Raw genomic sequence first — 23,789 nt, 5'->3', positions numbered from 1 at the left:
GTTACTGAGATTCACTCGCGGCCTGGAAGTTTCTTCCACGCGACGGTGTTTCGCAAATAAACCGGCTCGGCATGTTCAACGGCCACGGTTTTTCCTGCTGCGAGCAGCTGGCAGGCCAGAGGAAGCATATCCTCTGCGGCAGGCAGAAGCATGTTGCCGTCCACCAGCGTTACGCCGGTACCGTTTGCCATGTCAGGCCATGCCGCCCAACCGGTCCCTACCCTCGCCCACTCACCGGAGAGGTTCTGCAACCGTTCGGTTACCGCTTCCGGCTTGAGCACCGCTTCCGTCTCTTCGCCGTGCCACACGCCCTGCTCGTCGCGAGTGTATTCAGCCCAGTAGACTTCGCCCATGCGGGCATCAATCGCTGCCAGCACACGGGTAGCACCGGTCATACGCCACGCGCCCTGCGCCATCGTCGCCAGGGTGGAAACACCGATCATCGGAAGGTCAGCGCCCAGCGCCAGCCCCTGCGCAATACCGATCCCAATGCGTACACCCGTAAAGCTGCCGGGGCCACGGCCAAAGGCCAGCGCATCGAGGTCGGTTAAGGTGGTGTTGCCCTGGGTCAAAATCGCTTTCACCAGGGGCAGAATACGTTGGGTGTGTTCTCGTGGGCACTCTTCGAAATGAGCAGAAATAGCACCGTCGTTCCACAGAGCAACGGAACACGCCTCTGTAGCGGTATCAATAGCCAGAATTCGCATCAGTCGTCGCGCTCTCGCAATGGTCAGTCACAAAATGGCGCGCATCTTAGCACACTCCCGGGCAAATTACTCCGCCGTTGGGTTGGACAGGAAGCGAACCGCGCGTTTAATGTCCCGCGTACGCGGCGCGGGCGGCAGGCTGGCGAGGAAGGTCGCACCGTAGGGGCGCATCACCAGCCGGTTATCACAGATTACGAGCACGCCGCGGTCGTCCACGTCGCGGATCAGGCGTCCTACCCCCTGTTTGAGGGTGATCACCGCGTCCGGCAGCTGTACCTCGTCGAAAGGATCGCCCCCGCGCAGACGGCAGTCTTCCATTCGCGCTTTGAGCAGCGGATCGTCCGGCGAGGTAAAAGGCAGTTTATCGATAATCACCAGCGACAGGGTATCGCCCCGCACGTCAACGCCTTCCCAGAAACTGCTGGTTGCCACCAGAAGCGCATTCCCGGCACTGACAAACTGCTGTAACAGTTGCCCTTTGCTGGTTTCTCCCTGCAGCAGCACAGGCAAGGTCATGGTGGCGCGGAACTGTTCTGCCAGGTCGCGCATCATGGCGTGAGAGGTGCAGAGCATAAAGCAGCGGCCATTGTTGGCCTCAATCATCGGCTTCAGCATGGCTGCCAACAGGCGTGCGGCGCCGGGCTGGTTGGGTAACGGCAGATTACGCGGCACGCAGAGCAGCGCCTGTTTTTCATAATCAAACGGGCTCGGCAACAGCAGTGACTCCGCCTGTTCAATCCCGAGACGCTCGGTGAAGTGGTGCAGATCGTCATTCACCGACAGGGTCGCGGAGGTAAATATCCAGCTCCCCGGTTTTTGCGCCATCACCTCTTTGAATTTGTCTGCCACCGTCAGCGGCGTAAGCGCCAGGGTGAAATGACGCGAGGTACATTCATACCAGTAGCTGTACCCCGGCTGGTTGATCTCCTTCAGCCGTTTCAGCCGCCCGCGATAGAGCGTGGCGCGCTCGAAGGCAGCGTCCAGCAGCGCAGAACGGCCAAGCGACAGTTTCGCCACGTCGTAACAGAGTTCCAGCGCATCATCCAGCAGCAGTAGCGCGCGCTGGATATTATTGTCCGCCAGCAGCTCGCGCAAATTGCCGCGGTAGCCCGGCTCGCCAAGCTGCAGGCGAAAATCCTGCGCGCTTTGCGCGAGGCGATCGGCACATTTTTGCAGCTGCTGGGTATCTTTTAATTCAGTGCGATAAGCAATGGTAAAATCTTTCGCCAGATCCAGCAGCTGGCGGCTGGAGAGCGACTGGCCGAAATACTGGCTTGCGATATCCGGAAGCTGATGGGCTTCGTCGAAGATCATCACTTCCGCTTCAGGAATAAGTTCGCCAAAACCGCTGTCTTTCACCACCATATCCGCGAGAAACAGATGGTGGTTGACCACCACCACATCTGCATCCATCGCCGTTTTACGCGCTTTGACCACAAAACAGTCTTTATACAGCGGGCAGTCGCTGCCCAGGCAGTTGTCATTGGTGCTGGTCACCAGCGGCCAGGCGGGAGAGTCTTCCGCCACGCTCGCGCAGGTGCTGATATCCCCCTCTTCCGTCTGGTTAGCCCAGGCGCGAAGGATGATCACATCACTCAGGGTCTGCACCGGCAGGTCGCCGCCCGCCAGCGCCTGCTGTTCAAGACGCTCCAGGCAGAGATAGTTGGAGCGCCCTTTCAGCAATGCCAGCCGCCCTTTGTATTTCAGCGCTTTTGCCACCGTCGGCAAATCACGGCTGTAGAGCTGATCCTGCAACGCCTTCGAGCCGGTAGAGATGATCACCTTCTTTTTCGCGCGCAGCGCCGGTGCAAGGTAAGCGTAGGTTTTTCCCGTGCCGGTTCCGGCCTCGACCACCAGCGGCTGTGCCTTATCGATGGCGCGAGCGACGGCATGCGCCATCTGACGCTGCGGTTCACGCGGTTTAAAACCGGGAATAGCCTGTGCTAACTGCCCTTCAGGGGAAAAATCGTCTGCCACGGTGTTCTCTCACTGTATTTTTGCACAGGGATTATGTCAGCCCATTCTCTCCTGTGCCACCCCAAATAGTGACGACGGCGAAACAATATGGCAGTCTTGCCGCCTGATGACGAAAGTAACGAGGAAACGTTTATGACAATTGTGCGCATTGATGCCGAAGCCCGCTGGTCTGATGTAGTCATTCATAACCAGACGCTCTATTACACTGGCGTGCCGTCCAATCTGGATGCGGATGCCTTTGAACAAACAGCTGACACCCTGGCGCAGATCGATGCGGTGCTGGAAAAGCAAGGCAGCGACAAATCGCGTATTCTGGACGCCACCATTTTCCTGGCGAATAAAGACGATTTTGCGGCTATGAACAAAGCCTGGGATGCGTGGGTGGTGGCGGGTCACGCGCCTGTACGTTGTACCGTACAGGCCACGCTGATGAAGCCGGAATACAAGGTAGAGATTAAGATTATCGCGGCGGTGTAAGCCGGTTACTCTTCATCTTCATCCTCGAAACGCGCCACGATCCGCTCGCCGGTATGGGTGGCGCGAAGTTCTTCCGCCACCTGAGAAATGGCCTGCCCGCTGCTCATCCCCTGGGACATCAGCTCCTGGATCCGCTCAACCGCTTTCTGCTGTTGCTCGTGGCTCAGAGAAGGTAAACCTGCAAACATCGTCAACTCCTGCTAAATTATTCGCGCTAATTATTTCACGCTGCCCGGTAGTATGCCACACATGAACATGCGCTTCCCCACTGTTATTACCCTGCCGTGGCGTACTGACGCCGCTGAATTCTGGTTTGCTCGTCTGAGCCATCTTCCCTGGGCGATGCTGCTGCATTCCGGCCATGCGGACCATCCTTACAGCCGCTTCGACATTGTGGTTGCTGACCCGGTGCGCACGGTGACATCCGAAAACCAGCCCTCCACGCACGATCCGCTGATCAAGCTTCAGGAGGCTATCGACGAGCTGGGTTTGTCTGCCACGCCTAACCCGGATCTTCCCTTCCAGGGCGGTGCGCTGGGCGTGTTTGGCTATGACCTTGGTCGCCGCTTTGAAACGCTGCCTTCCGTTGCGAAGGCGGATATTCCGCTGCCGGATATGGCGGTGGGACTTTACGACTGGGCGCTGATTGTCGATCACCATAAACAGGTGGTCTCCCTGCTCAGCCATTCGGATGTGGAGGCACGCCTGGCGTGGCTGAACGCGCAGCAGCCCGCAGCCGCGCCAGATTTCCGTCTGACCTCTGCGTGGCGTTCAAACATGACCCCGCAGACCTATGCGGAAAAATTCGCACGCGTACAGGCATATCTGCAAAGCGGCGATTGTTATCAGGTGAACCTTGCCCAGCGCTTCCAGGCGACGTATCAGGGCGATGAATGGCAGGCCTTTACCCGCCTCAATGCCAGCAACCGGGCACCGTTCAGTGCGTTTATCCGTCTCGATCAGGGCGCGATCCTGAGTCTTTCGCCTGAGCGGTTTATTCATCTGGCGGAAGGCAAGATCCAGACACGCCCGATTAAAGGGACCTTGCCGCGCCTGAGCGATCCGGCTGCTGACCGCCAGCAGGCGGAAAAGCTCGCCGCGTCACCGAAGGACCGCGCCGAAAATTTAATGATTGTCGACCTGATGCGCAACGACATTGGCCGGGTGGCGGTACCGGGCAGCGTTCGCGTGCCGGAGCTGTTCGTCGTCGAGCCTTTCCCGGCGGTGCACCATCTGGTCAGCACCATTACCGCACAGCTGCCGGCTTCGCGTACCCCCTGCGATCTTCTGCGCGCCGCGTTCCCGGGTGGCTCCATCACCGGCGCGCCAAAAGTGCGGGCGATGGAGATTATCGATGAACTGGAACCGCACCGTCGCAACGCCTGGTGCGGCAGCATTGGCTACGTTAGCGTCTGCGGCACGCTGGATACCAGCATCACTATTCGCACCCTGACGGCCTGCGACGGCCAGCTTTACTGTTCCGCAGGCGGCGGGATTGTTGCTGACAGCCAGGTCGAGGCGGAATATCAGGAAACCTTTGATAAAGTTAACCGTATCCTGCAACAACTGGAGAACTGACGGTGGAGAGAGAGAACCTGACGCTGGATGATTTTCTGTCGCGCTTTCAGCTTTTGCGGCCACAGGTGAGCCGCGAAGCGCTTAATCAACGTCAGGCGGCGGTGCTGATCCCCGTGGTGCGCCGTGAGCAGCCCGGTTTGCTGCTGACCCAGCGCTCCCCTCATTTACGCAAACATGCCGGTCAGGTCGCTTTCCCCGGCGGCGCGGTAGACAGCAGCGATGCCTCGCTGATTGCCGCGGCGCTGCGTGAAGCGCAGGAAGAGGTGGCGATCCCACCGGAGGCCGTCGAGATTGTCGGCGTCCTCCCGCCGGTGGACAGCGTGACCGGTTTCCAGGTGACGCCGGTGGTGGGCATTATCCCGCCCGGCCTTCAGTATCACGCCAGTGTTGATGAGGTGTCTGCGGTGTTTGAAATGCCGTTGGAAGAAGCCCTTCGCCTGAGCCGCTATCACCCGCTGGATATTCAGCGCCGTGGACACGATCATCGGGTCTGGTTGTCCTGGTATCAGCATTATTTTGTCTGGGGCATGACGGCGGGCATCATTCGTGAACTGGCTCTGCAAATCGGCCTGAAGCCTTGACTATACTTTACATTCCACCCTCTTTTGTCAGGTTTGCGATCGGCGTCGCGCTATTAGCAAAACCATCGTTAACCATTAGTTTAATTCATGTGAATAGTTAAGCCGAGGTCGATGTTCCCTCTTACACTATGCGCAGTTATAACATCGTTACTGGAACCCCGGTAACCCTGTCAGGAGTGTGAAAGTGATTAGTATATTCGACATGTTTAAAGTGGGAATTGGCCCTTCGTCTTCCCATACTGTTGGGCCGATGAAGGCCGGTAAACAGTTCGTCGATGATCTGGTCGAAAAAGGATTACTGGAAAGCGTTACCCGTGTCGCCGTGGATGTCTACGGCTCACTGTCATTAACGGGTAAAGGCCACCACACCGATATCGCCATTATTATGGGTCTGGCAGGCAATATGCCGGACACTGTAGATATTGATGCCATCCCGGCATTCATCCGTGACGTGGAAGCGCGCGGTCGCCTGCTGCTGGCTAACGGCCAGCACGAAGTGGATTTCCCGCAGGATGACGGGATGCGTTTTCGTAGCGACAACCTGCCACTGCATGAAAACGGCATGACCATCCATGCCTGGAACGGCGAGAAAGAGATTTACAGCAAAACGTACTACTCCATCGGCGGTGGATTCATCGTGGATGAAGAGCATTTCGGTAAAGAGAGCACCGGCGACGTCAACGTGCCGTATCCTTTCAAATCGGCCACCGAGATGTTGGGTTATTGCAAAGAGACCGGCCTGTCGCTGTCCGGCATGGTGATGCAGAACGAACTGGCGCTGCACAGCAAAAAAGAGATCGAAGACTATTTTGCAAACGTATGGCAGACCATGCGCGCCTGTATCGATCGCGGGATGAACACCGAAGGCGTGCTGCCGGGTCCGCTACGCGTACCGCGTCGTGCCTCTGCCCTGCGCCGCATGCTGGTGACCACCGATAAATTCTCCAACGACCCGATGAACGTGGTCGACTGGGTGAATATGTTCGCTCTGGCGGTTAACGAAGAAAACGCTGCCGGTGGCCGCGTAGTGACGGCGCCCACCAACGGTGCGTGCGGTATTGTTCCGGCGGTGCTGGCTTATTACGATCACTTTATTGAACCTGTTACGCCAGATATCTACATCCGTTACTTCCTGGCGGCAGGTGCCATCGGTGCGCTGTACAAAATGAACGCCTCTATCTCTGGCGCTGAAGTAGGATGCCAGGGTGAAGTGGGTGTGGCCTGTTCCATGGCGGCCGCTGGTCTGGCTGAACTGCTGGGCGCAAGCCCTGAGCAGGTTTGCGTGGCGGCGGAGATCGGTATGGAACATAACCTGGGCCTGACCTGTGACCCGGTTGCCGGGCAGGTGCAAGTACCGTGCATTGAGCGTAACGCCATTGCGTCGGTGAAAGCGATTAACGCCTCCCGTATGGCAATGCGCCGTACCAGCGAGCCTCGCGTGTCGCTGGATAAAGTTATTGAGACCATGTACGAAACCGGTAAAGACATGAACGCGAAGTACCGTGAGACTTCCCGTGGTGGTCTGGCCATTAAGGTACAGTGCGACTAATACCTCCCCTCGCCCATCTGCAACGGATGGGCGAAATTTCCTTCTGATTCTCGTCGCCTTTCACTTTCCCCACTACACTTTCACTGTTGCGTCTGGCTTTTGGGGCTGGAGGTGTATCAGGCGACCGTTCATGCAAACCGCACAAACGATCATTAAAAACTATCGCCGAAAACGCGTTATCGTCTGCGTGACGGTTGCGCTCCTTACGCTCATCCTGACGTTGGGCATTCGATTTATTTCACAGCGCAATGTTAATCAACAACGCATTGTCGATTTCGCCAGCCATACCGTTCGCTCACTTGAAAACGTCCTGCTTTCCCTGGATAACCGCCGACCGGAGTTGTTGGATCTTGTCGGCCAGCCGTGCCCACAGGCGCATCTGACTCTGCGTAAGCAGGCTGCCATTTTACAGACCGTCCGCTCGATTACCCTGATTAAAGAGGGGATCCTCTACTGCTCCAGTATTTTTGGCAGTCGCGCCGTCCCGGTTCATGAATTATTTCCCGAACTGCCGTCAGGTCTGCCAAAACTGATTTTATCGACCGATAAGTGGCTGCTTAAAGGCAGCCCTATTCTTATCCAGTGGCACCCGACGTCACAACGCGGTGAAGAGGGGGTGATGGAGGTGATCAATATCGATCTCATCACCAGAATGATCCTTGAGCCGCCCCGCCCGCTTATCACTGACGTGGCGTTAACCGTAGGAGATCGCTCTTTACGCTACGGTCAAGGTATTACCGACGCGCTGAAGTTTAATGAGGCTGACTCGCGAATAGAGGAAGTCTCTACACGCTTTCCATTTACCATCACGGTCAGTGGGCCGGGTCCTGGCGCGCTGGCACTTAAAAGCCTGCCGGCACAGCTGCCGCTGGGGTTAATGCTGAGCCTGGTTCTGGGGTATCTGGCCTGGCTGGCCACAGCAAACCGGATGAGCTTCACGTGGGAGATCGATATGGGGATTGCGGCGCGGGAATTTGAGCTGTTCTGTCAGCCGCTTGTGAATGCCCGTACGCAGGAGTGTATCGGCGTGGAAATTCTTCTGCGCTGGAACAACCCGCGTCAGGGTTGGATCTCCCCGGAAGTGTTCATCCCCCTGGCAGAAGAACATAACCTGATTGTTCCCCTGACCCGCTACGTGATTGCCGAGACGGTACGCCAGATAGGCTACTTCCCCTCCCACCCGGGCTTTCACATCGGTATTAACGTGGCGGCCAGCCACTTCCGTCACGCCGTGCTACTTCAGGATTTGAACCGCTACTGGTTCAGCGCAAACCCGAGCCAGCGGCTGGTTATCGAACTCACCGAGCGTGACGCGCTGGTCGATGCAGATTATCGCATCGTGCGCGAGCTGCATCGCAAAGGGGTCAAACTGGCTATCGACGATTTTGGTACCGGGAACAGTTCGCTCTCCTGGCTTGAAAAGCTTCATCCTGACGTACTGAAAATCGACCAGTCCTTTACCACCGCCATTGGAACCGATGCCGTGAACTCAACGGTGACAGATATCATTATTGCGCTGGGTCAGCGGCTGAATATTGAGCTGGTTGCGGAAGGGGTCGAAACGGAGGAGCAGGCGCGCTACTTACGCCGACACGGTGTTCATACTCTGCAGGGGTATTTCTATGCGCGGCCGATGCCGCTGCGGGATTTTCCACAATGGCTGGCGGAGAGTTCACCTCCGCCAGCGCATCATAACGGGCACATCGTGCCCTTAATGCCGTTGCGTTAAGAAGCGTTACTCATCTTCGTCGTGCACGGATTGCTCTTTAACAATACGCACCATATCAACGCGATAGTCGTTGGCTTCAACAATGGTAATGCTCAGCGGGGGCAGTTCGATCACATCCCCCACGCGCGGGATCTGCCCGTTCACGGCGATGACCAGACCGGCCACAGTGGCAATGTCTTCTTCATCGTTGACCACGTTTTCCAGCCCCAGCGTATGCGAAAGCGCGTGCAGGTCAGTGGTACCTTTCACCAGCCAGCCTTCACCATCGGCCACGATTTCCGGTGTTTCGTCCTCATCCGGGAACTCACCGGCAATGGCTTCAAGCACGTCCAGCGGCGTGACCAGCCCCTGCACCACACCAAACTCGTTGGTAACAATCACGAAGCTGCCGCGGGCACGGCGCAGAACGCCAAGCAGGTTGATGGGGTCCAGCGTTTCCGGTACCACGATAGCCGGGGAGGCGGCGGCGATGGCTTCGACGTCAACGCCCTCTTCCAGCGCGACCAGCATCTCTTTGGCACGCACGACACCGATGATCTCATCCAGCTCACCACGACACACCGGGAACAGGCTGTGCGGTGAAGAGAGCAGCTGCTGACGAATTTCATCAACGCTCAACCGGGAATCTACCCAGCTGATCTCGCCGCGCGGGGTCATGATGCCGCGCAGCGAACGGGAGGCCAGGGAGAGAACGCCGTTAATCATATAACGCTCTTCTTCCACAAATGCCCCTTCCGGCACCGGAACCGGGTTACGGTTCTCGGTGTCACTCTGCACATTCACCTGACGGCGACCGCCCATCAGGCGCAGGATGGCATCCGCGGTGCGGGCACGCAGCGGCTGATTGGACTGCTGCTTAATAAAGTTACGGCGTGCAATCTGGTTAAACAGTTCGATCAGGATCGAGAAGCCAATCGCGGCATACAGATAACCTTTCGGAATATGGAAACCGAAACCTTCCGCAACGAGGCTCAGACCGATCATCAGCAGGAAGCTCAGACACAGCACCACGACCGTCGGATGTTGGTTCACAAAGCGGGTCAGCGGTTTAGACGCCAGCAGCATAACTGCCATGGCGATAACCACCGCCGCCATCATCACCGGGAGATGGTTCACCATACCCACCGCTGTGATCACCGCATCAAGCGAGAAGACAGCATCCAGCACCACGATCTGCAGCACCACAACCCAGAAGCTGGCATAGCCTTTGCCATGACCATCGTCGTGCTGACGGTTCTCCAGCCGCTCGTGCAGTTCTGTCGTTGCTTTAAAGAGCAGGAATATCCCCCCGAGCAGCATGATCAAATCGCGGCCAGAGAAGGTGAAATCCATGACGGTAAAGAGCGGTTTTGTCAGGGTGACCATCCATGAGATCACGGACAGCAGCGCCAGACGCATAACCAGCGCCAGCGAGAGGCCGATCAGACGCGCTTTATCACGCTGTTTTGGCGGCAGTTTGTCCGCGAGGATGGCAATAAACACCAGGTTATCAATGCCGAGAACGATCTCCAGCACCACCAGCGTGAGCAATCCCACCCAGATTGACGGGTCCATTAAGAATTCCATGACAAGCTCCTGCTAAAGGAATGACGAAACGGTGCCCCACTCAATGTGGGCAAAACAGCGGTAAACAGAGTCGATACGTGGCGAGGATCGCCGGTGAAAAAGGCGCGAAGTGGCCTGATAGATGACTGACGTCGGTGACGGTCCATATAGTGGGCTGTAGCCCTATACTCCTGATCAATTAAACGGAGGCTAAACATATCAGAGACATTACGTTTTTAGCAAAGATTTACGTTCCTTTGCAAAAACGTGAAAAGGCAGAATTTGTGTTGAGTAATTTCTGATTTTCGAAACCTAAATTACGGATCTTCATCACATAAATTATTTTTTCACTATCTAAAATAATTCGCGTAAGTCTGAGCTTTTTTAACTCTAACCCTTATCTGAATCGATTCGGTTCGCCAATACGATTCTCAGTACGTCTGCCTGGCAGAGGTATTAATGATAATAAAAGGAGGTAGCAAGTGACCATTGCTATTGTCATAGGCACACATGGTTGGGCTGCAGAGCAGCTACTCAAAACAGCAGAGATGCTGTTGGGCGAGCAGGAAAACGTCGGCTGGATCGATTTCGTTCCCGGTGAAAACGCCGAGACGCTGATTGAGAAATACACGGCTCAACTGTCGAAGCTGGATACCAGCAAAGGCGTGCTGTTTCTCGTTGATACATGGGGCGGCAGCCCGTTCAACGCTGCCAGCCGCATTGTCGTCGATAAAGAGCACTATGAAGTTGTCGCCGGGGTCAATATCCCGATGCTGGTGGAAACCTTCATGGCACGCGACGACAACCCGGCTTTTGATGAGCTGGTTGCCCTGGCGGTCGAAACCGGTCGCGAAGGCGTGAAAGCGCTGAAGGCACAGCCGGTTGAGAAACCCACACCGGCGGCTGCCGCGGCACCGAAAGCCGCTGCCCCCGCAAAACCGATGGGCCCGAACGATTATATGGTGATTGGCCTTGCGCGCATCGATGACCGTTTAATTCACGGCCAGGTGGCAACGCGCTGGACCAAAGAGACCAACGTTCAACGTATTATCGTGGTCAGCGACGAAGTGGCCGCCGACACGGTGCGTAAAACCCTCCTCACCCAGGTTGCTCCTCCGGGCGTTACCGCGCACGTGGTGGATGTCGCCAAGATGATCCGCGTCTATAACAACCCGAAATATGCCGGTGAACGTGTGATGCTTCTGTTCACTAACCCGACAGACGTCGAGCGCATTGTTGAAGGCGGCGTGAAAATCACCTCCGTGAACATTGGTGGTATGGCTTTCCGTCAGGGCAAAACGCAGGTCAACAACGCGATTTCAGTCGATGCGAAGGATATCGAGGCATTTAACAAGTTGAATGCTCGCGGTATTGAACTGGAAGCCCGTAAGGTTTCCACGGACCCGAAACTGAAAATGATGGATTTGATCGGCAAAGTTGGGAAATAAGCCCGCGCCGGTTTTTCACATAAAGATTATGCAATAGGAGAAGTACAATGGAGATTACCACTCTTCAGATTGTGCTGGTGTTCATCGTCGCGTGTATTGCGGGTATGGAATCCGTACTTGATGAATTTCAGTTCCACCGCCCTCTGGTGGCCTGTACGTTGATTGGCGCCGTTCTCGGTGATATGAAAACCGGTATCATCATCGGTGGTACCCTGGAAATGATCGCCCTTGGCTGGATGAACATCGGTGCGGCGGTTGCGCCCGATGCCGCGCTGGCGTCCATTATTTCAACCGTGTTGGTCATTGCCGGTCATCAAAGCATCGGTGCCGGTATCGCTCTGGCAATTCCGCTGGCTGCCGCAGGCCAGGTACTGACCATTATCGTTCGTACTATCACCGTGGCTTTCCAGCACGCGGCGGATAAGGCGGCCGAAAACGGCAACCTCACGGCGCTCTCCTGGATCCACGTCTCGTCCCTGTTCCTGCAGGCGATGCGTATCGCTATTCCTGCCGTTATCGTCGCTATCTCCGTAGGCACCAGCGAAGTTCAGGGCATGCTCAACGCCATCCCTGAAGTGGTCACCAGCGGTCTGAACATCGCCGGTGGTATGATCGTGGTGGTTGGTTATGCGATGGTCATCAACATGATGCGCGCAGGCTACCTGATGCCATTCTTCTACCTGGGCTTCGTAACCGCGGCGTTCACCAACTTCAACCTGGTTGCTCTCGGTGTGATTGGTGCGGTAATGGCAATTCTCTACATCCAGCTCAGCCCGAAATATAACCGCGTTGCGGGTGCCCCAGCGCAGGCTGCTGGTAATAACGATCTCGATAACGAACTGGACTAACAGGTGAGCGAAATGGTTGATATGACTAAAACTACCCCTGAGAAGAAACTCACTCCGGGTGATATTCGTGGCGTGTTCATCCGTTCTAACCTGTTTCAGGGTTCATGGAACTTCGAACGTATGCAGGCCCTGGGCTTCTGCTTCTCCATGGTACCGGCGATCAAACGCCTCTACCCGGAGAACAACGAAGCACGTCGCCAGGCGATTAAGCGTCACCTGGAATTCTTTAACACCCATCCTTACGTAGCGGCACCGGTACTGGGCGTTACCCTGGCGATGGAAGAGCAGCGTGCAAACGGCGCAGAGATCGACGATGGTGCCATCAACGGTATTAAAGTCGGTCTGATGGGTCCGCTGGCAGGCGTAGGTGACCCGATCTTCTGGGGTACCGTTCGTCCGGTCTTTGCAGCGCTGGGCGCGGGTATCGCGATGAGCGGCAGCCTGCTCGGTCCACTGCTGTTTTTCATCCTGTTCAATGCGGTGCGTCTGCTGACCCGTTACTACGGCGTGGCGTACGGTTACCGTAAAGGGGTGGATATCGTTAAAGATATGGGCGGCGGCTTCCTGCAAAAACTGACAGAGGGGGCGTCAATCCTCGGCCTGTTTGTGATGGGGGCGCTGGTTAACAAGTGGACGCACGTGAACATCCCGCTGGTGGTTTCAACCATCACCGGACAGGATGGGCAAACCCGTGTGACCACCGTGCAGACCATCCTTGACCAGCTGATGCCTGGCCTGGTGCCGCTGCTGTTGACCTTCGCCTGTATGTGGCTGCTGCGTAAGAAAGTGAACCCGCTGTGGATCATCGTTGGCTTCTTCGTCATCGGTATCGCGGGCTACGCTGTCGGTCTGTTGGGCCTGTAAAGCTTTATGTTATACGCCGGGGGCTTGCCCCCGGTTTTTTTATCTGGAGGATGAATGACTGTCACGGACACCGTACTGGTTTTGTTTATTGTTGCCCTTCTGGCTTACGCGATCTATGACGAGTTCATTATGCCTCGCCGCCACGGCGAGACGCTGCTGACCCTTCCCCTCTTACGCCGTGGACGCATTGATGCGTTTATCTTCGCCGGTCTGGTGGTCATCCTGATTTACAATAACGTGACCAGCCATGGTGCAATATTAACCACATGGTTATTATGTGCGCTGGCATTAATGGCGATTTACCTGTTCTGGATCCGTTCGCCAAAACTCATTTTTAAAAAACACGGGTTCTTCTTTGCCAATGTCTGGATAGAATATAACCGCATTAAAGAGATGAATTTATCTGAAGACGGGGTGCTGGTGATGCAATTAGAACAGCGCCGCCTGCTCATTCGGGTCAAAAATATAGATGACCTGGAAAAGATATACAAATTACTCATTAAAACTCAATAAGTTATATTTATAGCATCGGCTATATTCCGTGTTAACGTTGCTCACGAAATATAGCCATAGCTATATTCCATTCTTTTTATCCTTCCTATTTTTTAACGCTATTTTTACGAATAAACCTAAATGAAAATCGTTATCAACAAGATAATAAAATAATACCCCCGCTGTTGTTGTTTTATATTCTCAAAATATGTTAAGGTTGCGCCCGTCGTTGGGGAGTAGCTAATTTCCTGTACTCAGGAAATGTACGTGTCAACATACTCGTTGAAAAACGTGGCGCGTACGGTTCGTTTTCTGCACATCATTGTGCGACGGTCAGGCGAGACCATAGATACATCAACTGCTGTTTACTGGGGGCAGTGATGTGTCATATGGATATCTCCCGGTCTGGACGCTTGTATGAACATCTCCGCCACCATTCTTCTCGCTTTCGGCATGTCCATGGATGCTTTTGCTGCTTCCATCGGAAAAGGTGCCACACTCCATAAACCAAAATTTTCTGAAGCGCTGCGCACAGGTCTGATTTTCGGTGCTATCGAAACCCTGACGCCGCTTATCGGCTGGGGCCTGGGTATGCTGGCCAGCCAGTTTGTACTGGAGTGGAACCACTGGATTGCGTTTGTGCTGCTGGTGTTTCTCGGCGGAAGAATGGTGATTGAAGGATTCCGTGGCAACAGCGATGAAGATGAAGAGCCTCAGCACCGCCACGGTTTCTGGCTGCTGGTCACCACCGCAATTGCCACCAGCCTTGACGCGATGGCCGTCGGTGTTGGTCTGGCCTTCCTGCAGGTGAATATCATTGCCACCGCGCTGGCCATTGGTTGCGCCACACTGATTATGTCCACCCTGGGCATGATGGTTGGCCGTTTTATCGGCCCGCTGCTGGGTAAGCGAGCCGAGATCCTGGGCGGGATCGTGTTAATCGGTATTGGTGCCCAGATACTCTGGGCACACTTCGCGGGTTAACCTTCGCGCTGCCAGCAGTGGATGCTGAAATCCGTCTGGCAGCGAAACGTGGCCTGTGCAGCCAGCGTCACCCGGACAGCAGGTTTTGCACGCCAGGCAAACGGCGTCATTTGCAGTAACGCCACGGCTTCATCCCCTTTCAGATCCATCTCATACGCTACGGTTTCTTCCTGCCTGAGCACAAAACCAGCCAGTTGTTCTGAATGGGGAGCATGCAGGCGAACCTCGTCATAAATCAGCCCTTTCAGCTCCATCAAATGACGTGGTCCAGGCGTGACGGTTATCACCCACCCGCCGGGTTTTACCACCCGGGCCAGCTCTTCTGCCTTACAGGGAGCATAAATACGCACAACGGCATCCATGCTGGCATCTTCAAACGGCAGCCGGTGGCTTGAGGCCACGCAGAACATCACCCCCGCGTAGCGTTTTGCCGCTGCGCGAATCGCCGCTTTCGACACGTCCAGACCCGTCGTCTGCGCGCCCTTCCCGGCGGCAATCTCGGCAAACCTTGCGGTGTAATATCCTTCACCACAGCCGATATCCAGCAGATCGGAGGCACTCTGCGTCAGGGTGTGGTCCAGCAGCTGCGCGACACTCTCCCTTAGCGGCTTGTAATGTCCGGCATCCAGAAATGCACGTCGCGCCTGCATCATCTCTGCGCTGTCGCCCGGATCGCGGGAGCGTTTATGCTGCACCGGCAGAAGATTCACATACCCCTCTTTCGCCATATCAAACTGATGTCCCTGCGGACACGCATAACTTTTCTCAGAACGCGTCAGGCGCGCGTGACAAAGGGGGCAACTGAAGGGCATGACAACTCCGGGGCATAAATCAAAGGGCGAAGTGTACCGCTATTCGCCCCGTTATAAAACGCTAGGGTTAACGCATGACGATAAGGTGGCCGGAATCAGCCGGCAAGCCATCCGGTTTCACGTTCTCCAGGCGCAGCACATTCCCCATGATCTCACTGAAAACGGGCGCTGAAACGGCACCACCATAATAGGCACCGTTCTGCGGATCGTTTATGACTACCACCAGCGCAAAACGTGGGTCGCTGGCAGGCGCAACGCCTGCGGTATAGGCGACATACTTATCGACGTACTTGCCACTGTCATCAATCTTTTTCGCCGTACCGGTTTTGACCGCCACCCGGTAATCCCGTACGGCGGCCTTCACTCCTCCACCGCCCGGAAGCGCCACGCTTTCCATCATGTGTTCCACTTCATGGGCAATCTCTTCTGGCATGACTCTGTGGCCTATCACCGGCGGATCGATACGGGTGATCGAGAGCGGACGCTCAAGCCCATACCCGCCAATGGTGGCGTAGACATGGGCCAGCTGAAGGGGCGTCACCATCAGGCCGTAGCCGAAGGCAAAGGTTGCCCTGTCGAGTTGACTCCAGAATTTACGCTGCGGCAGTAATCCTGAGCTTTCGCCCGTTAAGCCCAGCCCGGTATTGGTGCCAAAGCCAAAGTTCCGGTAGGTATCGATAAGATGCTGGATGGGCATCGCCAGAGAGAGACGGGAAACACCGGTGTCGCTCGATTTTTGCAGGATCCCGGTCATCGTCAGTTCCGGATAGTAACCCACATCACGGATACGGTGACCGTCAAGAGTATACGGATGGGTATCAATGACGCTGTCCGGTTGCACCAGCCCCTGCTGCAATGCCGTCATCAGAACCAGCGGCTTAACGGTGGAGCCGGGTTCGAAGGTATCGCTAATGGCACGATTACGAAAATCGTTTAACGTTGCACCTTCACGGTTGTTCGGGTTGAAATCGGGATAGCTCGCCATGGCGAGTATTTCCCCTGTGGGGATATTGATCAGGACCGATGCACCCGACTCGGCTTTATTCCAGGCAACCGCATTATCAAGCGCGTCCTCGGTGATGGTTTGCAGCCGCTCGTCAATGCTCAACTGGATATTATGCGCAGGAACGGGCGCCACTTCGGTCAGGTTTTCCACCACGCGTCCATAGCGGTCCTCCCTCACCTGTCGGACCCCAGCCTTCCCCATCAGCTGCGCGTTGAAGCTCTTCTCTACGCCTTCAATCCCCTGGCCATCAATATTGGTAAAACCGATAAGGTTTGCGGCCACATGGCCTGCCGGATAAAAACGCCGGGACTCATCGCGCAGGTTGATGCCCGGCAAATTGAGTTTATCGATCCACTGCGCCTGAGCAGGATCCACCTGACGGGCAAGGTAAATGAAGCGCCCCTGCGGATTACTGTTAATGCGCGATGCCAGCGTGCTGAGGGAGAGATGCAGCGCGCTGGCCAGCGCCTGCCAGCGGTCATCAAACCCAACCCCACCTTTTGCCAGCACCGTTTTGGGATCGGCCCAGACGGCCCTGACGGGCACACTCACCGCCAGCGGACGGCCTTCACGATCCATGATCATGCCACGCGGTGCATCAATCGCCACCTCACGCAGCGATCGCATATCTTCCTGTTTTACCAGATTGTCAGGTTTAATAATCTGCAGCCAGGCAACGCGTCCCAGTAAAAATGCCAGGCTGCAAAAAATAGCAAAACAGAGCAGAGCAAAACGTGCCGGGGTGAAACTGCCGGCACTCGGTATCATTTTCTTCTTCACCTGAACCCCAGGGGCTGTTGAACAACGCCCTGATTTAACGGGAAAAGCCGCTGTGGAGGGGGGAAAACAGTGCTAATAATCTCGTAGCTTTGCAACAAGTTACTAACAGAGACAGGGATGGTAATATTTTGAAAGATAAGGCATATAAAAAAGCCCCGCGTTTGCGAGGCTTTATGTCTGAGATTGAAGTGCTACGCGCTTCAGTCAGCAGCGGTTCGATCAGATAGCAGTTACGTTAACTGCAGCTGGGCCTTTCTGGCCGTCCTGAATTTCGAACTCAACGTTCTGGCCTTCAGCCAGAGTTTTGAAGCCGTTACCCTGGATTGCAGAGAAGTGTACGAACACATCTTTGCTGCCGTCAGCAGGAGTAATGAAACCAAAACCTTTAGACTCGTTGAACCACTTAACTTGACCTTTAATCTTTGCCATTTGCAAAATTCCTTAGAGTGTTTTCTTAGCCCGCAGGCATTGACTGAGATAAAACTGAGACATTACTGCTTGAGGCACTAATATAAGGTTCGGCAGAGAAGCGGTATTCAACGACAACGTGTTTACTCAGGACTTCTTTACTGAAAATGCCACACATAAACAGAACTGTACCTCGTTTGACCCAAAACGTGTTATCACACACTATGTTTAATATGGCAAGCCATTTTTAAACATGTCTCGATCCGCCGCACAAATTCGAACACAGCCTGTAAGGATTTGCACATTTATGCTTACCGCATACAAACCAGTCCTCGTCCTTATACAGACTCAACGTCGCTTTCACACCCGCTGTAATCAAAGACTTTTTTAACATAGCTCAATCATTACAATGCGTCCAGCAACCCACGAAAGAAAGCCGGAAACAGTGATTGATTTAGAACATTTTGTGAAAAGTTATGCTCAAATCATTGTAACGCAACTGTATTGTTACAAAGAAAATACACAGCTAATAAGCCCGGCCAAACTGTGTTAAAAATCACCAGATAATAAAAATGTTATGCACCAAAATAATGAAATTTTTATGACTCTGCCTCAAAAGAAGGCAAGCAAAACGTTTCGATAAAAATAAAACATTAGACAGTGGCTTCAATAGTAGAATATATGCAACAAATCATCGCTTCGCTTACAAGGATAAATATTCACCAATTTTCAGTATCCTGAAGGAATTATTAACCGGTGCTAAATTAACAAGCGCGTCAGTTAACTCTCTGACAGGTTCATCCAGTGATTCATCCGCCAGTTCAAACACGCCCCAGTGAATGGGAAAAGCTAAGGGACTTCCCAGCTGCTGCCACAATGCGACGGCAGATTGCGGATCCATATGGTGTACCGCCATGAACCATCTTGGTGCATAGGCGCCAATTGGCAACGCGGCGGCGTCGATTTTGCCCAATCGTTCCGGGATCAAAAGCAGCTCCGGAGAGTAGCCCGTATCGCCGCTAAACCAGAAACGGCGGTGTCGCCCCTCAAAGACCCAGCCACACCACAGAGAGCGATTGCGGTTCCAGAATGTTCGCATGCTCCAGTGCTGTGCCGGAACGGCGGTCAGGGTTATCCCCTGCCAAGTGATACTCTGCCACCAGTCGAGTTCAACGATGCGCCTTGCTCCCCGGCGGCGAAACCACTGTGCAAGTCCTAACGGCACGAAGAAACTGACGTCGGGAAAGCGCTTCAGGATACGGCGAATGGTCGCGTCATCAAGGTGATCGTAATGATTGTGAGAGATAACCACTGCATCAAGCTGCGTGAGTTGTTCCACAGAGAGAGCGGGAGGCGTTCTGCGCAGGGGCCCCAGGAACGGTACGGGAGAGGCGCGTCGGGAAAACACCGGGTCGGTGAGAAGAGTATTGCCGTCCATTTGCAGCAGCATACTCGCATGCCCCAGCCACCATACCCCATCTTCATGAGGTTGATTAAGCGACACGGGCTGCCACCACTGGCGGATAAAGTCGTCATAACCGAGCGCAGGAGGTTTGGGCAAACCGGCTTCTTTACGCGCTTTACGCCAGCGCTCAAGGTCGCCGGGCTGATGCCCAACGGGACAGGTATTCTGAAAACCGTTCGGCGTGTGATGCTTCAGGGAGGCGTCATACCAGGGATTTTTCCAGACCACAACCACCTCCCAGGTCAGAAAGATTAACGCTCTGCCACCAGACGGATAAAGTCGTCTTTGTCGTCGCTCTCTTCCGCAGCCGCCTCTTTCGCCGTTTCTTTCTCTTCCGGTTCGTTAGCCTCACACAGACGGCGTAACAGCGCATTCTGACGCTTTTGCTGATCGAGCAGCGCTTCCAGCAGTTCGATCTGCTCGTTCGTCCGGGAGCTCGCACGGTTCACGAAAAACCAGATGACAAGTCCCACCAGCAAAACAACGACAGAAACCATCAAGGATGCCATATTCAGCAGCCCTGAATTCAGTAACTCACCCATTTCACCACCTCAATAAAAACACGCATTTTACCACTGGCGCGAAGGAAGGAAATCACCTTAAGAAAAAATGCCTGTTACCACGGAATAAACTTATTGATTGCGCAAACGCCGCTAAAAAACTGTACATCCTGATCGCACATCACATTGATCGTCTGCGTCCACAACACCACGCATGCAATCAGCACGATAACCAGAATTACCCAGCGTATTTTTTTCACTCCACACTCCGTCTTAACACCTGTTGCATACAGGTTATCACGGTTATCTTAAACAAGGACTAACTGTAACGCCTGTAAGCCCTTTTCAGAATCATGCACTTGTTTCATAGAGTAAACCGTTTAGTCTTGAGGCATGACAACAAAGATAAAGAGGCAATGATGCATTTAATCATTCGAACAATTATTGCACTGGCCGTAGTATGGATTGGCCTTTTATTAACCGGATATGGCGTGCTTGTGGGGAGCACCGAAAACGCAGCTGGATTAGGTATCCAGTGTAAATACCTGACCGCCCAGGGAATGAGCACCGCCCAGTACCTGCATTCTGATAGCGGGATCATCGGTTTAACCAACTGCCCGGTTCTGCGTAAAACTTCTGTCGTCATTGATAACGGTTAATTACCCTTTTTTACGACCGATAAAAAACGCCGCAATGTCTGCGGCGTTTTTTTATTCTGAGAGGGGGTTAAAACGGATACGCGTTATAGCCCATCTGCTCAGAAATCTTACGCGCGGCGGTATGAAGAATAGCAACATACTCATGCAGACGTTCTTCTGAGAAGCGCAGCGTCGGGAAGGAGATACTCAGACCCGCAATCACCACACCAAAGCGGTCAAATACCGGCACACCAATGCAGCGCAGCCCTTCTTCCTGCTCTTCGTTATCTTCGCCATAGCCCTGCTCACGTACCTTATCAAGCACCGTCAGCAGTTCGTCCGTGCTGGTGATGGTACGCTGGGTACTGCGTTTGTACTCCACCCCATCCAGAATCTGCTTCACTTCTTCACGGTCGCGCCAGGCCAGCAGAACTTTGCCGATAGCCGTGCTGTATAACGGATTGCGACGCCCGATGCGAGAGTACATGCGCAGGTTATACATAGAGTCAATTTTATGGATGTAAACAATGCTGTCTTCATCCAGAGCACCCAGGTGAATGGTTTCTTTGGTCAGACGAGAGAGCTCACGCATCTGGATATCTGCACTACGCACCAGGTCAACGTTTTGCAGCGCACGGGCACCTAATTCGAACAGTTTCAGCGTCAGAGAATATTTTTCAGACTCGCCTTCCTGCGCGACATACCCCAGTGACTTCATGGTTTGCAAAAAGCGATAAACGGTGCTTTTCGACATCATCACACGCTGCGACAATTCTGTAATACCAATTTCACGCTCTTCTCCGAGCGCCTGCAGGATGCCAAACACCTTCAGCACGGAAGAAACAGAATCGGGTTGTTTATCCAAATCTGCAATTGCCATTCATCACCTCATAGAGAGTGTTTTATAAAAATCAGAACCGGTTTTTATTATAAATTCCCGTCATGCCTGCTGCAATCAATCCGCGTTTACTTCGTTACAAATCTGCGACATAAAGCGGTTGTAACAGTGCTAAAATAGTTACCCTGAGAATAATTTCACACTGAGCTATTCATCCCACATGGAAAAAAAACTGTCCGATGGCCTGCCTTTACCCCAGCGGTATGGCGCTATCGCTACGATTATCATCGGTATTTCAATGGCCGTACTCGACGGCGCGATTGCCAATGTTGCCCTGCCCACCATTGCCAGCGATCTGCATGCCTCACCCGCCAGCTCAATCTGGATTGTTAACGCTTATCAGATAGCGATCGTGATTTCACTGCTCTCGTTCTCGTTTCTGGGCGATATGTTTGGCTACCGGCGGGTATATCAGTGCGGTCTGGCTGTGTTTACCTTAACCTCCCTGTTCTGCGCCCTCTCTGATTCGCTGCATATGCTGACGCTGGCCCGCATTGCGCAGGGTTTTGGCGGCGCGGCGTTGATGAGCGTGAATACCGCGTTGATTCGCTTAATTTATCCTCAGCGCCATTTGGGGCGCGGAATGGGAATAAACTCCTTTATTGTGGCGGTATCCTCGGCCGCCGGGCCCACCATTGCGGCGGCTATACTGTCTGTCGCCTCATGGCAATGGTTGTTCGCCATCAATGTGCCGCTGGGTATGGTGGCCATTTTCTTTGCCCTGCGCTATCTGCCGGGGAACGGCCCCAAAAGCACCATGCCTCGTTTTGATATCGCCAGTGCGGTGATGAATGCGCTGACCTTTGGCCTGTTGATTACGGCCCTGAGCGGCTTTGCGCAGGGTCAATCACTCCTGCTGACCGTCGCTGAGGTTGCTGCTCTGCTGATCATTGGCTACTTCTTTGTTCGCCGTCAGCTCGCTTTGCCTGTGCCGTTACTGCCGGTGGATCTGCTGCGTATTCCGCTTTTTTCGCTCTCAATATGCACCTCCATCTGTTCGTTCTGCGCCCAGATGCTCGCCCTCGTCTCTCTGCCCTTTTTCCTGCAGAGCGTAATAGGACGTTCGGAAGTAGAGACCGGACTGCTGCTCACCCCATGGCCGCTGGCGACGATGGTGATGGCACCGCTGGCAGGTTATCTCATAGAGCGCGTGCATGCCGGATTACTGGGCGCGCTGGGGCTGGCGGTCATGGCGGTGGGTCTGTTTGCGCTGGCGCTGCTTCCCTCGCAACCTACGGATCTGGATATTATCTGGCGCATGATCCTCTGCGGTGCCGGTTTTGGCCTGTTCCAGTCGCCGAACAACCACACCATTATCACCTCCGCACCGCGCCATCGCAGTGGAGGAGCCAGTGGCATGTTGGGTACCGCGCGCCTGCTGGGGCAAAGCACCGGTGCGGCACTGGTCGCCCTGATGTTCAACCTTGCCGGGCAGAATGGTAATCACCTTGCGCTCCTCACCGCAGGCGCCCTTGCTACCCTTGCCGCGATCGTCAGCGGCCTGCGCGTCACGCAGCCCAGCGTACAGGCATAAAAAAAGCCGGGCGGAGTTTCCTCCGCCCGGCTCAGACTGCATCTTCAGCGTTACTTCAGGTATTCCCCACTGCGCAGCGCTTCAATACGTTTATCCAGCGGCGGGTGAGACATAAACAGCTCGCTCAACGATTTTGATTTACCGTTAATGCAGAATGCCATCATGCTGTTTGCTTCCTGCGGCTCGTAGCTGGTTTTCAGACGCTGCAGGGCAGCAATCATCTTCTCACGACCAACCAGTTTCGCAGAGCCGGCATCCGCATGGAATTCACGGTGACGGGAGAACCACATGGTGATGATGCTGGCCAGAATGCCGAACACCAGTTCCAGAACCATTGATACCGCGAAGTAGATCAGCGGGTTACCGTTGCTCTCTTCACCTTCATCGCGGTTTCCACCCATAAAGCCAGCGGCAATCTGCGCCAGAATACGGGAAATAAAGATCACAAAGGTGTTCACCACGCCCTGAATCAGCGTCATGGTTACCATGTCACCGTTCGCAATATGGCTGATTTCGTGCGCGATAACCGCTTCGGCTTCGTCACGGCTCATGTTCTGCAGCAGCCCGGTACTTACGGCAACCAGCGACGCATCGCGACGGGCACCCGTAGCAAAGGCATTGATGTCCGGCGCATGGTAAATGGCAACCTGTGGCATGGCGATCCCCGCCTGCTTAGCTTGCTGCGCCACCGTATTCATCAGCCACTGCTCCATATCGTTGCGCGGCTGTTCAATGACCTCACCACCTACCGATTTCAGCGCCATCCACTTCGACATCAGAAGTGAAATAAAAGAGCCACCAAAACCAAACAGCAGCGCCATAATCAACAGACCCTGAACGCTACTCGACTGAATTCCTGTCAGGCTTAGCACCAGCCCGAATACCACCATTACCGCCAGGTTGGTGAGCAGGAAGAGCGCGATTCGCATCATAATTTTCTTTTAACCTCAGTTTAACAAAACGCACTAT

25 protein-coding genes and 1 pseudogene are annotated in these 23,789 nt (G+C 54.4%); 12 read left to right on the top strand and 14 right to left on the bottom strand.

All coding sequences use genetic code 11. The features are described 5' to 3' along the window. Positions 1 to 11: 11 nt before the first annotated feature. Positions 12 to 707, bottom strand: a complete 696-nt coding sequence (gene tsaB, locus M8370_RS04710; RefSeq protein WP_248087326.1) for a tRNA (adenosine(37)-N6)-threonylcarbamoyltransferase complex dimerization subunit type 1 TsaB — start codon at positions 705 to 707, stop codon at positions 12 to 14. Positions 708 to 773: 66 nt separating this feature from the next. After that, positions 774 to 2,684: a DNA repair helicase YoaA gene (gene yoaA, locus M8370_RS04705; RefSeq protein ID WP_057071804.1), complete on the bottom strand. Its 1,911-nt coding sequence runs from the start codon at positions 2,682 to 2,684 to the stop codon at positions 774 to 776. Between the two features lie 132 nt (positions 2,685 to 2,816). Here yoaA and M8370_RS04700 point away from each other — a divergent pair, with 132 nt between their 5' ends. Then, positions 2,817 to 3,161, top strand: coding sequence for a RidA family protein (locus M8370_RS04700; protein WP_013096138.1), 345 nt, complete (start codon positions 2,817 to 2,819; stop codon positions 3,159 to 3,161). 5 nt (positions 3,162 to 3,166) lie between these two features. On the opposite strand, the gene M8370_RS04695 is transcribed toward M8370_RS04700, so the two are convergent. After that, positions 3,167 to 3,349 (bottom strand): YoaH family protein, encoded by a 183-nt coding sequence (locus M8370_RS04695; protein ID WP_008500497.1) that lies wholly within the window; start codon positions 3,347 to 3,349, stop codon positions 3,167 to 3,169. A gap of 61 nt (positions 3,350 to 3,410) precedes the next feature. Here M8370_RS04695 and pabB point away from each other — a divergent pair, with 61 nt between their 5' ends. The 4 genes from pabB (at position 3,411) to pdeD (ending at position 8,598) form a co-directional block, all read left to right on the top strand. Beyond that, positions 3,411 to 4,739: an aminodeoxychorismate synthase component 1 gene (gene pabB / locus M8370_RS04690; RefSeq protein ID WP_047023049.1), complete on the top strand. Its 1,329-nt coding sequence runs from the start codon at positions 3,411 to 3,413 to the stop codon at positions 4,737 to 4,739. A gap of 2 nt (positions 4,740 to 4,741) precedes the next feature. Further along, a complete protein-coding gene (locus M8370_RS04685) occupies positions 4,742 to 5,320 on the top strand; it encodes a CoA pyrophosphatase (protein ID WP_013096136.1) in 579 nt (192 codons plus the stop codon). Between the two features lie 184 nt (positions 5,321 to 5,504). Then, complete coding sequence (gene sdaA, locus M8370_RS04680) at positions 5,505 to 6,869, top strand: L-serine ammonia-lyase (protein WP_038419892.1); 1,365 nt, start codon at positions 5,505 to 5,507, stop codon at positions 6,867 to 6,869. A 130-nt stretch (positions 6,870 to 6,999) separates the two neighbouring features. Then, complete coding sequence (pdeD, locus tag M8370_RS04675; protein ID WP_038419893.1) at positions 7,000 to 8,598, top strand: cyclic di-3',5'-guanosine monophosphate phosphodiesterase PdeD; 1,599 nt, start codon at positions 7,000 to 7,002, stop codon at positions 8,596 to 8,598. Positions 8,599 to 8,604: 6 nt separating this feature from the next. Here the strand turns inward: pdeD and yoaE are convergent, their stop codons facing one another. Both yoaE and M8370_RS23580 read right to left on the bottom strand, forming a co-directional pair. Beyond that, positions 8,605 to 10,164, bottom strand: coding sequence for a CNNM family cation transport protein YoaE (gene yoaE / locus M8370_RS04670; protein ID WP_013096133.1), 1,560 nt, complete (start codon positions 10,162 to 10,164; stop codon positions 8,605 to 8,607). Then, positions 10,152 to 10,310, bottom strand: a complete 159-nt coding sequence (locus M8370_RS23580; protein WP_372588456.1) for a protein YoaL — start codon at positions 10,308 to 10,310, stop codon at positions 10,152 to 10,154. The genes yoaE and M8370_RS23580 overlap by 13 nt, the downstream gene beginning before the upstream one ends. Positions 10,311 to 10,625: 315 nt before the next feature. On the opposite strand from M8370_RS23580, the gene manX reads away from it, so the two are divergent. The 5 genes from manX (at position 10,626) to mntP (ending at position 14,779) form a co-directional block, all read left to right on the top strand. Beyond that, the gene (gene manX, locus M8370_RS04665) at positions 10,626 to 11,591 is read left to right on the top strand and encodes a PTS mannose transporter subunit IIAB (protein WP_250020558.1); all 966 of its coding nucleotides are present in this window, start codon (positions 10,626 to 10,628) and stop codon (positions 11,589 to 11,591) included. A gap of 47 nt (positions 11,592 to 11,638) precedes the next feature. Continuing rightward, on the top strand, positions 11,639 to 12,439 hold the full coding sequence (gene manY, locus M8370_RS04660) for a PTS mannose transporter subunit IIC (RefSeq protein WP_003859914.1): 801 nt from the start codon (positions 11,639 to 11,641) through the stop codon (positions 12,437 to 12,439). A 12-nt stretch (positions 12,440 to 12,451) separates the two neighbouring features. Next, positions 12,452 to 13,303 carry a PTS mannose transporter subunit IID gene (locus M8370_RS04655; RefSeq protein ID WP_006175979.1) on the top strand — a complete coding sequence of 284 codons (852 nt, stop codon included), beginning with the start codon at positions 12,452 to 12,454 and terminating at the stop codon, positions 13,301 to 13,303. Positions 13,304 to 13,357: 54 nt separating this feature from the next. Beyond that, positions 13,358 to 13,816, top strand: coding sequence for a DUF986 family protein (locus M8370_RS04650; protein WP_013096131.1), 459 nt, complete (start codon positions 13,358 to 13,360; stop codon positions 13,814 to 13,816). 396 nt (positions 13,817 to 14,212) lie between these two features. After that, positions 14,213 to 14,779 (top strand): manganese efflux pump MntP, encoded by a 567-nt coding sequence (mntP, locus tag M8370_RS04645; RefSeq protein ID WP_013096130.1) that lies wholly within the window; start codon positions 14,213 to 14,215, stop codon positions 14,777 to 14,779. Here the strand turns inward: mntP and rlmA are convergent. From rlmA to mgrB, 7 genes and pseudogenes are all read right to left on the bottom strand, one after another. After that, on the bottom strand, positions 14,776 to 15,591 hold the full coding sequence (rlmA, locus tag M8370_RS04640; protein ID WP_250020556.1) for a 23S rRNA (guanine(745)-N(1))-methyltransferase: 816 nt from the start codon (positions 15,589 to 15,591) through the stop codon (positions 14,776 to 14,778). The genes mntP and rlmA overlap by 4 nt on opposite strands. A 67-nt stretch (positions 15,592 to 15,658) precedes the next feature. Beyond that, positions 15,659 to 17,365: a peptidoglycan DD-transpeptidase FtsI2/PBP3(PARA) gene (gene ftsI2, locus M8370_RS04635; RefSeq protein WP_072193823.1), complete on the bottom strand. Its 1,707-nt coding sequence runs from the start codon at positions 17,363 to 17,365 to the stop codon at positions 15,659 to 15,661. A 231-nt stretch (positions 17,366 to 17,596) separates the two neighbouring features. Then, a complete protein-coding gene (gene cspE / locus M8370_RS04630; RefSeq protein ID WP_001062678.1) occupies positions 17,597 to 17,806 on the bottom strand; it encodes a transcription antiterminator/RNA stability regulator CspE in 210 nt (69 codons plus the stop codon). Positions 17,807 to 17,818: 12 nt separating this feature from the next. After that, positions 17,819 to 17,963: pseudogene (locus M8370_RS04625) on the bottom strand (DUF2627 domain-containing protein). 525 nt (positions 17,964 to 18,488) lie between these two features. Then, entirely contained in the window at positions 18,489 to 19,478 is a 990-nt protein-coding gene (locus M8370_RS04620; RefSeq protein WP_013096126.1) for an MBL fold metallo-hydrolase, read from the bottom strand. A 23-nt stretch (positions 19,479 to 19,501) separates the two neighbouring features. Continuing rightward, positions 19,502 to 19,792, bottom strand: coding sequence for a YebO family protein (locus tag M8370_RS04615; RefSeq protein ID WP_023620462.1), 291 nt, complete (start codon positions 19,790 to 19,792; stop codon positions 19,502 to 19,504). Between the two features lie 74 nt (positions 19,793 to 19,866). Next, entirely contained in the window at positions 19,867 to 20,010 is a 144-nt protein-coding gene (gene mgrB / locus M8370_RS04610) for a PhoP/PhoQ regulatory lipoprotein MgrB (protein ID WP_013096124.1), read from the bottom strand. A gap of 159 nt (positions 20,011 to 20,169) precedes the next feature. Between mgrB and M8370_RS04605 the strand changes: the two genes are divergently transcribed. After that, positions 20,170 to 20,409 carry a YobH family protein gene (locus tag M8370_RS04605; protein ID WP_013096123.1) on the top strand — a complete coding sequence of 80 codons (240 nt, stop codon included), beginning with the start codon at positions 20,170 to 20,172 and terminating at the stop codon, positions 20,407 to 20,409. Between the two features lie 67 nt (positions 20,410 to 20,476). Here M8370_RS04605 and kdgR read toward each other — a convergent pair whose 3' ends face one another. Next, on the bottom strand, positions 20,477 to 21,268 hold the full coding sequence (kdgR, locus tag M8370_RS04600) for a DNA-binding transcriptional regulator KdgR (RefSeq protein WP_013096122.1): 792 nt from the start codon (positions 21,266 to 21,268) through the stop codon (positions 20,477 to 20,479). A gap of 178 nt (positions 21,269 to 21,446) precedes the next feature. Between kdgR and M8370_RS04595 the strand changes: the two genes are divergently transcribed. Further along, positions 21,447 to 22,820 carry an MFS transporter gene (locus M8370_RS04595; RefSeq protein ID WP_058684086.1) on the top strand — a complete coding sequence of 458 codons (1,374 nt, stop codon included), beginning with the start codon at positions 21,447 to 21,449 and terminating at the stop codon, positions 22,818 to 22,820. 50 nt (positions 22,821 to 22,870) lie between these two features. Here M8370_RS04595 and htpX read toward each other — a convergent pair whose 3' ends face one another. Further along, positions 22,871 to 23,752 (bottom strand): protease HtpX, encoded by an 882-nt coding sequence (gene htpX, locus M8370_RS04590; RefSeq protein WP_013096120.1) that lies wholly within the window; start codon positions 23,750 to 23,752, stop codon positions 22,871 to 22,873. Positions 23,753 to 23,789: the final 37 nt, after the last annotated feature.

The organism is Enterobacter cloacae complex sp. OE43NF, assembly GCF_023544405.1.
In the GTDB taxonomy this organism is placed as follows: Bacteria; Pseudomonadota; Gammaproteobacteria; order Enterobacterales; family Enterobacteriaceae; genus Enterobacter; species Enterobacter cloacae.
Note: the sequence above shows the minus strand (reverse complement) of the source record. Positions and strands in the feature narration are given on the sequence as shown.